At 58.3% G+C, this 13694-nt stretch carries 12 protein-coding genes; 5 read left to right on the top strand and 7 right to left on the bottom strand.

Annotated elements, in window-relative coordinates; genetic code table 11:
* Nucleotides 1-87: 87 nt before the first annotated feature.
* Nucleotides 88-681, top strand: a complete 594-nt coding sequence (locus tag ACLM45_RS01900; protein ID WP_415410318.1) for a Crp/Fnr family transcriptional regulator — start codon at nucleotides 88-90, stop codon at nucleotides 679-681.
* A 217-nt stretch (nucleotides 682-898) separates the two neighbouring features.
* Here the strand turns inward: ACLM45_RS01900 and ACLM45_RS01895 are convergent, their stop codons facing one another.
* Nucleotides 899-1468 carry a ferritin gene (locus ACLM45_RS01895; RefSeq protein ID WP_415410317.1) on the bottom strand — a complete coding sequence of 190 codons (570 nt, stop codon included), beginning with the start codon at nucleotides 1466-1468 and terminating at the stop codon, nucleotides 899-901.
* A 1044-nt stretch (nucleotides 1469-2512) separates the two neighbouring features.
* On the opposite strand from ACLM45_RS01895, the gene aroA reads away from it, so the two are divergent.
* The 4 genes from aroA to ACLM45_RS01875 all read left to right on the top strand — a co-directional run bounded on the left by aroA (nucleotide 2513) and on the right by ACLM45_RS01875 (nucleotide 6488).
* Nucleotides 2513-3832 carry a 3-phosphoshikimate 1-carboxyvinyltransferase gene (gene aroA / locus ACLM45_RS01890; RefSeq protein ID WP_415410316.1) on the top strand — a complete coding sequence of 440 codons (1320 nt, stop codon included), beginning with the start codon at nucleotides 2513-2515 and terminating at the stop codon, nucleotides 3830-3832.
* Nucleotides 3807-4730 carry a tRNA (5-methylaminomethyl-2-thiouridine)(34)-methyltransferase MnmD gene (locus ACLM45_RS01885; protein ID WP_415410315.1) on the top strand — a complete coding sequence of 308 codons (924 nt, stop codon included), beginning with the start codon at nucleotides 3807-3809 and terminating at the stop codon, nucleotides 4728-4730. Before aroA ends, ACLM45_RS01885 begins: the two co-directional genes overlap by 26 nt.
* A gap of 35 nt (nucleotides 4731-4765) precedes the next feature.
* On the top strand, nucleotides 4766-6109 hold the full coding sequence (gene glmU / locus ACLM45_RS01880; RefSeq protein WP_415411322.1) for a bifunctional UDP-N-acetylglucosamine diphosphorylase/glucosamine-1-phosphate N-acetyltransferase GlmU: 1344 nt from the start codon (nucleotides 4766-4768) through the stop codon (nucleotides 6107-6109).
* A gap of 184 nt (nucleotides 6110-6293) precedes the next feature.
* Entirely contained in the window at nucleotides 6294-6488 is a 195-nt protein-coding gene (locus tag ACLM45_RS01875) for a hypothetical protein (protein ID WP_415410314.1), read from the top strand.
* Here the strand turns inward: ACLM45_RS01875 and ACLM45_RS01870 are convergent, their stop codons facing one another.
* From ACLM45_RS01870 to menD, 6 genes are read right to left on the bottom strand one after another with little or no spacing between them, the layout of a single operon-like run.
* Nucleotides 6489-7904: a UDP-N-acetylmuramoyl-tripeptide--D-alanyl-D-alanine ligase gene (locus ACLM45_RS01870; RefSeq protein ID WP_415410312.1), complete on the bottom strand. Its 1416-nt coding sequence runs from the start codon at nucleotides 7902-7904 to the stop codon at nucleotides 6489-6491.
* Nucleotides 7901-8638: a hypothetical protein gene (locus tag ACLM45_RS01865; RefSeq protein ID WP_415410311.1), complete on the bottom strand. Its 738-nt coding sequence runs from the start codon at nucleotides 8636-8638 to the stop codon at nucleotides 7901-7903. The genes ACLM45_RS01870 and ACLM45_RS01865 overlap by 4 nt, the downstream gene beginning before the upstream one ends.
* Before the next feature lie 6 nt (nucleotides 8639-8644).
* The gene (gene glgA / locus ACLM45_RS01860; RefSeq protein ID WP_415410309.1) at nucleotides 8645-10219 is read right to left on the bottom strand and encodes a glycogen synthase GlgA; all 1575 of its coding nucleotides are present in this window, start codon (nucleotides 10217-10219) and stop codon (nucleotides 8645-8647) included.
* Nucleotides 10220-10278: 59 nt separating this feature from the next.
* Nucleotides 10279-10935, bottom strand: coding sequence for a L,D-transpeptidase (locus ACLM45_RS01855; protein ID WP_415410308.1), 657 nt, complete (start codon nucleotides 10933-10935; stop codon nucleotides 10279-10281).
* A gap of 39 nt (nucleotides 10936-10974) precedes the next feature.
* Nucleotides 10975-11850, bottom strand: coding sequence for a 1,4-dihydroxy-2-naphthoyl-CoA synthase (menB, locus tag ACLM45_RS01850; protein ID WP_006041177.1), 876 nt, complete (start codon nucleotides 11848-11850; stop codon nucleotides 10975-10977).
* A 14-nt stretch (nucleotides 11851-11864) separates the two neighbouring features.
* The gene (gene menD / locus ACLM45_RS01845; protein ID WP_415410307.1) at nucleotides 11865-13592 is read right to left on the bottom strand and encodes a 2-succinyl-5-enolpyruvyl-6-hydroxy-3-cyclohexene-1-carboxylic-acid synthase; all 1728 of its coding nucleotides are present in this window, start codon (nucleotides 13590-13592) and stop codon (nucleotides 11865-11867) included.
* Between the last annotated feature and the right edge of the window lie 102 nt (nucleotides 13593-13694).

The raw sequence follows: 13694 nt of genomic DNA, 5'->3' as shown, positions 1-13694 counted from the left end.
CAATAAGCTATCGCAAATGAGAATCGTTTACAAAAACCCGCTTTCTGGTTATATTGCTAACGATTCTCATTAGCTATTGAGTTCTGCGTGGATTTCCGATTTCTCCCCGATGAACCCAACGGATCAATCCGGGTCCCTCCTGGTCAAACTGTGTTGATCAACAGTCGCGACCACTCCGAGTGCCTGAAACTCAACGTTCTTGAAGGGATTGCACGCGTGTACTGCCCATGCGAAGAGACCCAAGGAATGACCCTTGCCTTCTTGCAAGACGGTGATCAACTGCGCACCGATTGCCTCTGCAGTGAAGGAGTATGTGTTGAAGCGCTAACAAGCCTGCGACTTGAAACCAAAGCAGAAGAAACGGCAGAACATGGCTATGACTCAGTCAACGAGTGGACACTTCAGCTACTCCGCATTCGCCATCTAGGCCAAGCCGAGCAACGACTTCACGCATTACTTAGCCTGCTGGTGAACCGACTTGGAAAGCGTTACGGAGAATGGTGCAACCTGCCTTTCCGACTGACCCATGAACGGATCGGAGAATTAATCGGCTCAACACGAGTGACTTCAACTCGCTTGATGTCGAAATTAAGAAATGGAAAAATGCTAGAGACGGCGTCGGGAGATTCAGAAATGCGGCTTTCACCCCAGCTTGTTAATACTAGCCCTCTAACATTTTAATCATAAGTTAAAACAATGAGCATTTATGGACTTATTCAAAAGAATCAAAAAATCCGCGAGAGACTTCGTCGAAGTATCAGCTCAAAGCTGAACGAAAGACTCAGCAAGGAGCTTCACTTGATATCAGAAATCATAAAGAATACTATTTGCAACTCTAAAAAGACTTCAAACACTGAGGTTCAATTTACTTTAGAGGTCTTATCCAGGTCTGTACATTTTAACGACTTGTCTGACCGGAACGAACCTCGCCATCAATAACAAGCAAAGCCGTCGGATCGTTGCATGCAAATTTAGTTCTTCCATACAAGTAGGCATACTGATCCTCTGATGCAATTTGCCGTTCCAAAATGGGATCTAGAAAAACCGTTGTTCTAATATCATTCTCGCGATCGGAGATTGAATACAAATGTTGAATAGAGCTTGTTGTATCTGCCTCCAATCTAAAAGCGTTGTATAAAAGATCTTCTAATTTTGCCCAGATCTGGCAAGGTGCTTGAAGAGGTTGAAGGTCATTACATTGTGCACGCGCGATGAGGTAGTCAGAGAACTGAATGGCATGACCACGCTCCTCGACAGATTCTTCACTAAAAAACTTATGAAATCCAGTGAGTTCTCTTTCAGCACACCAAATCGACATCGACAAATAAGTCATCGATGCTTCTAGCTCTAGATTGATGTGTTGTTGTATGGCAGCAACAAGCTCCTGAGACATTGATTCAGCAATCACCCGACCTGAAGGACCTTGGGTGGCAATTTCAGGAGTGGATGAGGAAGGAAAACCAACCATTATTTAAAAAATTATTCCTTCAGCATGAGTACTGTTTGAGCTTATGTCAAGTATCAAATGATGCGCATATGCAGAATGAATAGGCTAAAGTTCAACCTGATCTAAAAATTAATTGGTGCTTTTGATGAGTGCATTAGGCCCTGCTCAAGACCTAACAGGAGTTGATCTAATAAAAAGAAAATTCGCAGCCATTACACATCACTCCAGAAAAAAGGGGTGCAAAAAATCAAAATGTTCCAAATGGAAGGGTGGAAAATGCAAATGTGGACATGCCTGATATTATCAATAATTGCTTAATTACACACTTTTAACTTTCTAACTTCTAATCTTTTGTCAATGTCACACGCGTATCACCAAATGCCTCCTGGATTTCCTATGCATAGAAACTTTCAGCCTTTTGCAATTACTTATCGAGAAACTTTTAATAAGTTTTAAGCATGCTCCTGCTTCCTTGCTTATAATTTCAGCTTTAGCAAGTTTAAAGATTATCTATTGATAATAATTATAAAAGATTGGTTTTTTGGTGACAAACAATAAAATCTTTTAGTGCTGCCAACTACCGGATTAATCATTTACGATTATCATTTAAACAAAAGACCAATACTTCTTGCCGGCAGCTCGCACATTGATCTTTAAACAACCAATTAAATATTAATAGGTCTCACTCCTGAGGGTGAAGTTTTGGGCCCAGTGCAAAGTCACAACTTTACTGCTGGACAAGCGCCTCTTGTCCCAAGGCACTAACTTATGAATAATGAGTATATGTTTAATATACTTCTAATAAAACCGGTTAAGAAGTAACCAAATTCACTCCGCTGATGAATAATGAATAGCAACAACTTGTTCACCGCATCAATCATTTAACAGTCATCAATCAAACAACAATCACTGAAATAGTGAAAGCGTATCATATATAGACAGTTAAAATCACAGATTTATCGATAACAATCCAATCAAAAAATTGAAACGTAATATCAAGTATATTTTTATCAATTGGGCAAAGCGGGCCAATAGGATCAACGAAAGAGTCCACCTCACCACCTAGTGACGTCAGCGCCAAAGCCCCCTCGTGATCTCAAGGCAGGAGGGGGACTCAGTGGGCGTGTACGTGTCCCTGGAGACAAGTCGATCTCCCACAGGGCCCTGCTCTTCGGAGCCATCGCCGACGGGGAAACAACGATCGAGGGCCTTCTCCCTGCGGAAGACCCAATCAGCACCGCCGCCTGCCTGAGGGCAATGGGAGCAGAGATCAGCCCCATTGCCGAGGGTGCCCTGATCCGTGTTCAGGGCGTCGGACTCGATGGACTGCAGGAGCCGGACACCGTGCTCGACTGCGGCAATTCAGGCACGACCATGCGCCTGATGCTCGGGCTGCTTGCAGGCCGCCACGACCGACACTTCATCCTCACTGGAGATGACTCACTGCGTCGACGCCCCATGCAGCGTGTCGGTCATCCCCTGGCCATCCTCGGCGCCGAAGTCCGGGGTCGGGGCGATGGCAACTATGCCCCTCTGGCGGTGCAGGGGCGCCGGCTGCGGGGGGCTGTGGTGGGAACGCCCGTGGCCAGTGCCCAGGTGAAATCAGCCTTGCTGCTGGCAGCCCTCACCGCCGAGGGAACCACCACGGTGATTGAGCCGGCGCCGTCCCGCGACCACAGCGAACGGATGCTGAAAGCATTTGGAGCCGATCTCACCGTGGGCGGTGAAATGGGGCGCCACATCATGGTGCGACCAGGAGCTCGACTGAAAGGACAGCACGTGGTGGTGCCTGGAGACATCAGTTCAGCAGCCTTCTGGCTGGTGGCCGGTGCCCTGGTCCCCGGCGCTGACCTCACCGTGGAAAACGTGGGGTTGAATCCCACTCGGACGGGCGTTCTGGATGTGCTGGAGCAGATGGGCGCGAAGATCGAGGTGCTCAACCCCCGTGATGTCGCCGGAGAACCCGTCGGCGATCTGCACGTGACCTACGGACCGCTGCAACCCTTCCGCTTCGGTGAAGAGATCATGCCGAGGCTGGTGGATGAAGTGCCGATCCTCACGGTGGCGGCCTGTTTTTGCGACGGCGAAAGCCACATCAGCGGAGCCGCCGAGCTGCGGGTAAAGGAAACGGATCGTCTGGCGGTGATGGCCCGACAACTCAAAGCCATGGGCGCTGACATCGATGAACACCCCGATGGGCTTGTGATTCGTGGTGGCCGTTCCCTGCGCGGGACCGCCCTGGACAGTGAAACGGATCACCGCGTGGCCATGAGCCTGGCGGTGGCATCGCTGCTGGCAAGTGGTGACTCCACGCTCGAGCGAAGCGAAGCAGCAGCAGTGTCTTACCCATCGTTCTGGGATGACCTTGCACGACTGCGAACCTGACCTCGGAGCGCTGCACGCCTACCCGACTGCAGACGGGAGTTTCAGCCTGCTCAGCGATCACTTCGGGGAGGCCTTTCACAACTCGGCGGGTGCCCTGAATGAGGCCCGGGCGAAGTTCGTCCAACCCGCTGAACTGCAGCGCTTCAGCACCGATTCTGAATTGAAGATCCTGGATGTCTGCCTGGGGCTCGGCTACAACACGGCCGCTGTGCTGGAGGCCCTACCAACGGCTGGGCCGAAGCTGCAGTGGTGGGGACTTGAGTTGGACCGCCGCCCCTTGGAACAAGCCTTGGACCAGGCGAGTTTCCAATCCCTCTGGCCAACCCCTGTGCTGGCGAAGCTTGAAGCGATCCGCAACCACAACGGATGGGAGGAGCCCAACAGCCAGGGGATCCAGCTCTGGGGGGATGCCCGATCCATGCTCCAGGAGATTCCTGAGCACGTTCGCTTCGATCTGGTTCTGTTGGACGCCTTCTCGCCCCAGCGCTGTCCGGAACTGTGGAGTGAGGAATTCCTGGGAGCTCTGGCGCACCGCCTGAAACCGCAGGGGAGACTCCTGACCTACAGCCGTTCCGCCGCGGTGAGAGCCACACTGCAACGGAGCGGTCTGAAGCTGTTCTCACTCCTGCCAGCTCCCGGTGAACGACCAGGCTGGAGCAGCGGCACGCTGGCCGTTCGTCCTGAGGCGGCAATCGCCAGTGCAGGACCGGGCTGGAGAGCACTCTCGACCATGGAGGAAGAGCACCTCCACACCCGCGCCGCCGTGCCTTTCCGTGACCCCCTCAGCACTGACGACAGCGCTGCGATCCTGCGGCGACGGAGCTTGGAGCAGGAGCATTGCAACCTCGAGGCGACCAACGCCTGGCAGCGGCGCTGGCGGCAGGACCCCACCCGCTGATCCCGGTAGATTCCCTCGGGTTCGTTCTGCAGACCATGCTCGCCGTTGCCGTTCTGGCCGCAGGAAAAGGCACTCGAATGAAGAGTGTTCTGCCAAAGGTGCTGCAGCCCCTGGCAGGAGCCACGCTGGTGGAACGGGTTCTGGCCAGTGCGCGAACGCTGGCACCAGAACGCCGAATCCTGATCGTGGGGCATCAAGCCGAACGCGTGGAAGAGCAGCTGAATCACGTTGAAGGCCTGGAATTCGTTCTCCAGCAACCGCAGAACGGAACCGGCCATGCCGTTCAGCAATTGATCGCTCCCCTCCAGAGCTTTACCGGAGAATTGCTGGTTCTCAATGGAGACGTTCCCTTGCTTCGGGCCGCAACCATTGAGCAGCTGGTGGAAACGCACCGCGACAGCGGTGCCGACGTGACACTGCTCACCGCCCGCCTTGAGGATCCAACCGGTTACGGCCGCGTCTTCGCCGATGACGACGGGCGAGTGAGCGCCATTGTTGAACATCGTGACTGCAATGAAGCGCAGCGACGCAATTCCCTCACCAACGCTGGGATTTACTGCTTCAACTGGGACAAGCTCCTGGCCGTACTGCCCAACCTCAGCACCGACAACGATCAGGGTGAGCTGTATCTCACAGATACCGTCTCCATGCTGGAGCGCGCCATGCATGTGGAGGTGGCCGACGCCGATGAAGTGAACGGAATCAACAACCGTCGTCAGCTGGCCCAGTGCGAAACCCTCCTCCAACAGCGTCTTCGCGACCATTGGATGGATCAGGGTGTGACCTTCGTGGATCCATCCAGCTGCACATTGAGTGAGTCATGCCGGTTTGGACGCGACGTTGTGATCGAACCCCAGACCCACCTGCGTGGTGTTTGCAGCATTGGCGACAACTGCCGCCTCGGACCTGGAAGCCTGCTGGAGGATTCCGAGCTGGCCGAAAATGTGAGCGTGCTGCATTCAGTGGTCCGCGGCGCCAAGGTGGCCCGGGATGTGGCCATTGGTCCCTTTGCTCATCTCAGGCCGGCGGCTGACATCGGTGAAGGGTGCCGCATCGGCAACTTCGTTGAAGTGAAGAAGAGCACCCTGGCCGCAGGCAGCAAGGTGAATCACCTGAGTTACATCGGTGATGCTGAGCTTGGAGCTGATGTGAATGTGGGTGCGGGCACCATCACGGCGAATTACGACGGTGTCAACAAGCACCGCACCGTGATTGGAGACCGAAGCAAAACCGGAGCCAACTCCGTCATGGTCGCCCCTATCACCATCGGCAACGATGTGACGATCGGTGCTGGTTCCACCATCACCAAGGATGTCCCTGATGGTTCCCTCGCCCTGGGCCGTGCCAAACAATGGGTGAAAGAGGGCTGGAACTCCTGAAAGAAACTGGATTGTTCTGATGCAATGGTCAGCGGATCACCATCAAATTGCGCCCTTGAGAAGGAAAGATCAAGGAAGAATTAACCCCCAAGAAACTTATTCAAATCACCAGATTCTCTTCACTTCGCGATGATGGCAAAAGGCCATTCATGCGTGAGGTTGGTGGTATCAATCCTCTGGATTCATGTACGACCGAAAGCGTTACACTGTGCGCTACCGCGATGCCAACAGCAATCGCATTGAAGGGTGCTACTACGCCGGCGATGCCTTTGAGGCTCGAGTGCTGGCCATGGAGATGATCAAGTACATCAAAGACCATCCCAACGCCATCGATCTGATCCGCTGCGAAGAAGGCCACTCCAGCCTGGTTGCCGCCTGATCACCCGATCAGTGTGTTCTCCAGGGAAGGAATCAGGCGTTCCAGCTCCACACCACGGCTGGCCTTGAGAAGCACTGTGTCTCCAGGCTTCAGCCATCCCGCCAGAGGAAGGACCGCCTGTTCAGGGGTCTCAACCCGTTCAAAACGACTGAGGGAGCCTGCAGCGACCTCCATCGCTTCGCCTTCCTCACCGCCCGCGACGACCACCAATCCATCAAGCTGCAGATCGACGGCCTTCTGTGCCACCCTCCGGTGCAGATCAACGCTGCGACTGCCAAGTTCCAGCATGGTTCCTAAAACCGCATAACGACGTCCCGGTTGATGAGCAAGTAATTCCAAAGCGGCAAACACCGCTTCCGGTGATGCGTTGTAGGTCTCATCGAGCAGGGCGATTCCCCCAAAGGACAGTCGCCGGTTCCGACCTCCTGGCACCTGCACATCCAAGGCCTGAATGGTTTGCAGAGAGACCTTGAGTTCTTGGGCGACCGCCAGGGCCAACATGAAGTTGCGGGCATTGTGTCGTCCCTCGAGAGGACAGTGAAAGCGCAGGCCGTTGAATGCCAGCGACTGATCCTCCGGCAGAAAATGACCCACAAGATCGGGGGTAGGAAGGTCTCCTGAGGTCAGCCCACTGACCTCAGGGCCATTCTCAGGCTCATCCCCATCGAGAGCCACACGCAGAATGCGTCCTGTCCAGCACCGCGACAGTGCATCCTCAAGAAGAGCATCACCAGCTGGGATCACCACAATCCCGAGGGGCGATAAAGCCGCAGTGATCTCGCATTTGGCTGAGGCGATGGCCGCCCGACTCCCCAACCGGCCGATATGAGCGGTGCCGATGTTCGTGATCACTGCAATCTGCGGTTCAGCACAGCGCGAAAGACGCTCAATCTCACCGGCTCCGCGCATTCCCATCTCCACAACCACGGCCGCATGCTCGCGATGAGCACCCAGAAGGGTGAGGGGAACGCCTATGTCGTTGTTGTTGTTGCTGTCGCTGGCTTGAACATCGCCCAGGGGAGCCAACGCTGAGCGGATCAATTCGCGGGTGGTGGTCTTTCCGGCTGATCCGGTCACCGCCACCACGGCAGCGCTCAGCTGCCGGCGATGGAGGGTGGCGAGCTGCTGATAGGCCAAAAGCGTGTCCTCCACTCGCCAGTGCAGCAAACCGTCGGGCACAGCATGGGCACAATCCCTGGCCACGAAAGCGGCCTGGGCTCCCCTCTCCACAGCATTCGCGAGAAAGCGATGCCCATCAAAACGTTCCCCTCGCAGCGGAATGAAGAAGGACCCAGGCTCCAGGGTCCGGCTATCGGTGCAGACCGGTCCGACGGCCTCGGAAAGGTCTGGTCGAGGACCACCTGCCCAGAGGGGCTGCCCCCAGAGCTGCACCAGCTGGGAAAGCTGCAGCGTCACGGTGTTGTCTGCGGATCGAACATGATCATGCCGTTCCCGACGCGGGATGGCCGTGCCAGCAGATGGTGGTCGGTATCTTCCAGGGTGAGATCGTCGTAACCCTCCTCCTGAAGCTGTTCCCACCAGGCTTCCGTGCGATTGAGGCGTTGGGACGGCGGCAGTTCCCTCCACTGTTTCGCATCAAGCGTCAGCACAGCCCCATTGCGCTCCGGAAGCGGTTGAGCCGTGAGCAGCAGACCCTCCGGCATAGCGGAATCACGATCCACCTCAGCGAGAAGTTTCAGGAGGGGGGTGACCTGCAACAGCGGGAGCTCCGGCTCGGCGGCCACCGGTTCAGCAGCAATAGGTTCAGCAGCAACAGGCTCAGACGGCACGGGCTCCGGAATCGCTGCCAGAGGTCTGGCCTCGGGCAGCGGAGTGGTGACGATGCGCTCGACGCCTTGTGGCTCTGGATCCGCCACGGGCGTGAGCGCTCCTCTGAGTTGGATCACACCCAGAAGCAACACTGCGGTGCCAAGGGCAAGAAGCAGCGGCCAGAACAGCGGTGCCAGATCCTGGGGCCAGAACCCCGGGGTGGAGAGATCTCCCTCACGGTTGCGCCGCCAGAGTTCCTGAAACCGAAGACGGAGGTCGGCGAATGCAGCGGGAACATCACGGCTCAAGGCCTCCCAAGGACTCTGGTAAGGAGCTGGAAGCGAACGTTTGTCCTGGGGTTCCGCCTGAGGATCAGCCATCCACACTCAGCGTCGCTGTTTACCGAGCAGCCTGGCAAGAGGGTTGCGGCTGGAGCGTACCGGCCTTGAAGAACCGGACGACTCGCTGTTCTCGATCGGGCCATCGTCGGAGGAGGAGAGAGCCGGAGGGGCTGCACCGTGACGGGAGGGATCGGCCTCCTGACCCTGGGAGAACTGCTCCACCGCAGCGGCATCAGGACTGGGCTCCTTGAGGCCGCAGACGTCGCGGTACATGAGGTCGTACTCCAGTGCTGAACGGGCCCAGCTGTAGTCCTGCTCCATCCCCCGCCGCTGAAGCTCCGTCCAACTCTCCTGATGACGGAAGGCCTCCCAGGCCCGAACCAAAGCGGTGTAGAAATCCACAGGTTCGAACCGGTCAAAGCAGAAGCCCGTCCCGGTCTTGTGGCGGGGATCGTGGGGCGGAACGGTGTCGACCAAGCCACCCACTTTGCGCACCACAGGCACGCTCCCGTAGCGCATGGCATAGAGCTGGCTGATACCGCAGGGTTCGAAGCGGCTGGGCATCAGGAAGGCATCACTGCCTGCGTAGATCAAACGAGACAGGGCGTCGTCATAGGTGAGGAACACCGCAACGCGACCTGGATGGCGTGAAGCGAGTTGCCAAAGGCCGGATTCGAGTCCGCGATCCCCGGTTCCCAAAACGACAATCTGCGTGTCGGTGTAGGCCAGAAGACGGTCGGCCACCTGAAGCAGCAGATCCACACCCTTTTGATCCACCAGACGACTCACCATGCCCAGCAGGAAGGTGTCGGGGTTCACAGCCAGACCCATCCGTTCCTGCAGCAAAAGCTTGCAGGTGGCTTTCCCAGCAAAATTGGAGGGGCTGAAGGTCGCAGGCAAAGCCTTATCCGTTGCAGGATTCCAGGCCTCGAGATCGATGCCGTTGAGAATGCCGCGCAGCTTGCCGGAGATGTAATTGAGCAGGCCCTCAAGCTTCTCGCCGTATTCAGAGGTGCGGATTTCCTGCGCGTAGGTGGGCGACACAGCGTTCACCCGGTCGGCGTAGAGCAGTGCTGCCGCCATGGTGTGATCTCCCTGCATGTACCAGGGGCACCAAGTGATGCGATCCAGCTTCCAGCGCCAGGGACCCTGGTACTTGAGGTTGTGGATCGTGAACACCGTGCTGATCTCAGGATCCTGATGCATCCACACCGGAATCATGCCGGTGTGCCAGTCGTGGCAGTGAAGAACCTGGGGCTTCCAAACATTCCAGGCAAATTCCGCCGTCGCGCTGGCAAAGAAGGTGAACCGCCAGTCTTCGTCTTCGCCGCCGTAGATCCGCTCGGGATCGAAAACAGGGTGACCCACGAGGTAGAGCGGCAAACCATTTGTAGGGTGTCGTGTCTCAAAGACAGCAAATTCCGTGCCCATGGTCTGGGCCCGCCAGATCGGTTCTGCAGGGATATCCAGAGAGCTCCAGAGCTTGCCGTAGCCGGGCAAGATCAGACGCACATCGTGACCAAGCTCCGACAGGGCGGGCGGAAGTGAGCCGACCACATCGCCCATGCCGCCCACCTTCACCATCGGTGCACATTCAGCGGCAGCAAAGAGCACGCGCATGGTCAGTTCAACCGATTGTGAGGCGCGACTTTAAGCGCAATCAGTTGGGTTGAGTTCAGTCAGGGAAGCACTGTCACTGGAGTACCGATCCGCACCATCTCAAAGATCTCCTGAACGTTCTCCTCGTAGAGACGCACACACCCATGGGATACCGCACGTCCCACCGTCCAGCGGTAAGGGGTGCCGTGAAACCCCGCCACTGTGCAGCCATCAATATCGAGGTACTGCTCACCATCCCAGCCTTTACGGCCTTTGCAATCGCGATGAAAACCAATCCATCGCGATCCCAAAGGATTGTTAGCCACCTCGGGGCCCAGCAATTCGCCGCTGACAGGGTGCGTCCACACCGGCTCCTTCACCATCTGCATCACCCGGAACCGTCCGGAAGGGGTTTCCCAGCCGACCGTGCCCACGGCCGCAGGGAACCGACGCGTGAGCAAACCATCGTGGAGCACGAGTAGCTGCCGGTGCTGACGATCAAGCACGAGCTGCAGACCCACACGCTGCAGGAGATCCGCTGGGACACGGGCCATCGAAACGGCATCGCTGACCGGTGCCGCGAGCGGAGGAATCGGATCCGGTTCCCGTTGCGTTGGAGCCTCAGTCGCCTCAGCCTTGGGAACATCCGCAGCATGCACAGGCCGCAGCCAGGGCAGCGGCGGAAGCGCAGCCAGGGCAAGCAATCCGATGGTTGCTGGAAGGATGCGCTGGAGCATCGCGGCGCCGAAACGAAGTGAACGATGCAACTTTTTTAGCTAGGGGAGCCAGGGGGAGGCTGAAAAATCAGGGTCCCGCTTCTCAAGGAAAGCGTTACGCCCCTCCTGCCCCTCCTCCGTTCGGTAGAAGAGATGGGTGGCCTGACCCGCCAATTCCTGAATGCCCGCCAGGCCATCAGTTTCAGCATTGAAGGACGCCTTGAGGCAGCGGATCGCCGTGGGGCTGTGCTGCAGCACCTCCTGAGCCCAACGCACGCCTTCGGCTTCAAGCTTGTGCAGCGGAACGATGGCATTGACCAGTCCCATCTGCAGGGCCTGCTCCGCTCCGTAGCGACGGCAGAGAAACCAGATTTCCCTGGCCTTGCGCTGACCCACGACCCGGGCCAGATACCCCGCACCGAAACCGCCATCAAAGCTGCCGACCCGCGGGCCGGTTTGACCGAACACGGCATTCTCTGCAGCAAGGCTGAGATCACAGAGCAGATGCAGCACCTGTCCACCACCGATGGCATACCCAGCCACCAGGGCGATCACCACCTTGGGCAGGCTGCGGATGATCCGCTGCAGATCGAGCACATTCAGCCTGGGCAGCCCGTCCTCATCGAGATAGCCGCCATCACCGCGCACACTCTGGTCACCGCCGGCGCAGAAGGCGTAGCCACCGTCGTCCGCAGGACCGACACCGGTGAACAGCACCACACCGATGCTGCTGTCGTCGCGGATGCGCGTGAAGGCATCACAGAGTTCCACCACCGTGCGAGGCCGGAAGGCGTTGCGCTTGTGCGGGCGATTGATGGCCACCCGCGCAATGCCCGACTGGGCTCGATGCAGCAACACATCGCTGTAATCCCCCCAGGGCTGCCACACCACTCCCGGATCACCAGGAAGCACGGATCTGGAGGTCGGATCGGCCATGGAGACGGTGGGGATCAGTGTTCTTTTGTACTGCCTTGATCACAGCGGAGCACCTGCTCCACCTCTCGCCGCAACGTCTGCCGCAAGGCTGCATCAGCAATTCGGTCCGTGCAGACCCGCAGCAGCACCGGTCGCCTCTGGTCCAGTCCCCACTCCAGGGCATGGGGAAGATCCTCGAGGCAGGCCAGCTGACGGGAGGGCACGCCATGGGCCCTGGCCAACGCCAGCGGATCCACTGCCTGAGGCATGGCGAAGAGATGGTCGAACTCAGCCGCCGAACCGGCAGGAATCGGCAGCTGCCCGAAGATGCCGCCGCCGCCGTTGTCAATCAACAGCACCAGCAAGGGCGGTGCTGAGGCCGCCGCCAGCAGCCAGCCATTGCTGTCGTGCAGGAGTGCGAGATCGCCCGTGAGCAGAGCCAGGGGGCCGAGATCCCGTGCAAGTCCAACGGCCAGAGAGAGGGTCCCATCGATGCCAGAGGATCCGCGGAAACTGAAGCAACGGCGATGGCCGGTATCAGCAGCTGCAAAGGCCTGCCAGTCCCGAACGGGACTGCTGGCAGCCAGCATCACCGGCATCGCTGGAGGCAACAGCTGAGGCAGACACCGCATCAAGGCCGGTTCACTGACGGGGCCGACTTGGGGCAACTGCTGGGCAAGCGCACGCTCCACGGCCGCATCCAGAGCACGCCAGGCCTTGAGCAAGGCGCTGGGACGTTCTTCAGAGCACACGTGCTGGGGAGAGACGCCGTGCCACCAGCTGGAGAGCCCCTGGCTGCACTGGCTGGCCAGGCCAAGAGGGTCGAGGCATCGGCCGTCTCCTTCGCTGATGAGCCATTGGCCGGGCCCCAGCGTGCGCAACCAGGCTTCAAGCCGGCGGCTGGCCGGGAGAGGGCCAAGACGCAGCACCTGAAGCGATGCCTCCGGCTTGGGCAAACCGGCCGGCAGCATCAGGTCCCAGTGGCGGATCATGCCCGGTAGATCCCGGGGTGCGGCGGCCAGAGGATCCACCAGAACAGGCCAGCCGGTGGTGAAGGCCAACGCCTGCAACGCCCCTTGGTAGGCCGGGAGGTCTGCCGCCTGACCACGCCAGGGTCCCGCCACCACCACGCCCGGATGCGACCAATCCAGAACTGGACCACCCCATGGTGTGGGAAGCGTCTGCAGCCTGAGCGCCTCCTCACCACTGCCAGAGCGGGGTTGCCATGCCGACCAGAACACCTGCTGCTCAGCCCCACTGGGATGGAGTGGTTCCTCGAACGGCACATTCAGGTGCACGGGCCCTGCCGATCCCATCGCCTTCTCCCAGAGTGTCGCTGCCAGGGTCTGCAGCTGAGCATCGTCCTGGAGATGCAGCCCATCGCCGGGGGTGGTCAGAAACGCGCGGCAAACAGAGCTGAGAAAATCCTCCTGATTCACGGTTTGGTTGGCGCCGCAGTCCTTCAGGCGTGACGGCCGATCGGCCGTAAGCAGCAGCAGAGGAATGCAGGAACGATCAGCCTCGACGGCGGAAGGCAACAGATTGGCGACGGCTGTGCCGGAGGTGGTGATCACCGCTGTGGCACGACCGGACGCCAGGGCAAGCCCGAGGGCATGAAAACCAGCTGAGCGCTCATCGATCGCGGTCACGAGCGTCAGCCCAGCACGCCTGGCCAAGCCACCGGCCGCCAGGGCCAGAGGAGCGGAGCGGCTGCCAGGGCAGAGAACAACCTGCTGAAGTCCCTGCTGCTGCAGATGGGCCAAGAGACTGACAGCGGCCCTGAGATTGGCGATGGCGTGGCTCAGACCGGTCGGCGGCGCTGATGCGATCCTCGTGCAGCGTCTGCCCCTGGGTTTTTACCCTCG

The sequence above is a fragment of the Synechococcus sp. A10-1-5-9 genome, assembly GCF_047716785.1.
In the GTDB taxonomy this organism is placed as follows: domain Bacteria; phylum Cyanobacteriota; class Cyanobacteriia; order PCC-6307; family Cyanobiaceae; genus Synechococcus_C.
The sequence above is the reverse complement of the archived record's forward strand: the minus strand, read 5'-3'. Positions and strand labels throughout refer to the sequence as shown.

Excerpts from the sequence above, each read along its gene's own strand:
- ACLM45_RS01865 (WP_415410311.1), bottom strand. The coding sequence starts at position 8,638 with ATGGCTGATCCTCAGGCGGAACCCCAGGACAAACGTTCGCTTCCAGCT.
- ACLM45_RS01855 (WP_415410308.1), bottom strand. The coding sequence starts at position 10,935 with ATGCTCCAGCGCATCCTTCCAGCAACCATCGGATTGCTTGCCCTGGCT.
- ACLM45_RS01895 (WP_415410317.1), bottom strand. The coding sequence starts at position 1,468 with ATGGTTGGTTTTCCTTCCTCATCCACTCCTGAAATTGCCACCCAAGGT.
- glmU (WP_415411322.1), top strand. The coding sequence starts at position 4,766 with ATGCTCGCCGTTGCCGTTCTGGCCGCAGGAAAAGGCACTCGAATGAAG.
- ACLM45_RS01885 (WP_415410315.1), top strand. The coding sequence starts at position 3,807 with ATGACCTTGCACGACTGCGAACCTGACCTCGGAGCGCTGCACGCCTAC.
- glgA (WP_415410309.1), bottom strand. The coding sequence starts at position 10,219 with ATGCGCGTGCTCTTTGCTGCCGCTGAATGTGCACCGATGGTGAAGGTG.
- ACLM45_RS01875 (WP_415410314.1), top strand. The coding sequence starts at position 6,294 with ATGTACGACCGAAAGCGTTACACTGTGCGCTACCGCGATGCCAACAGC.
- menB (WP_006041177.1), bottom strand. The coding sequence starts at position 11,850 with ATGGCCGATCCGACCTCCAGATCCGTGCTTCCTGGTGATCCGGGAGTG.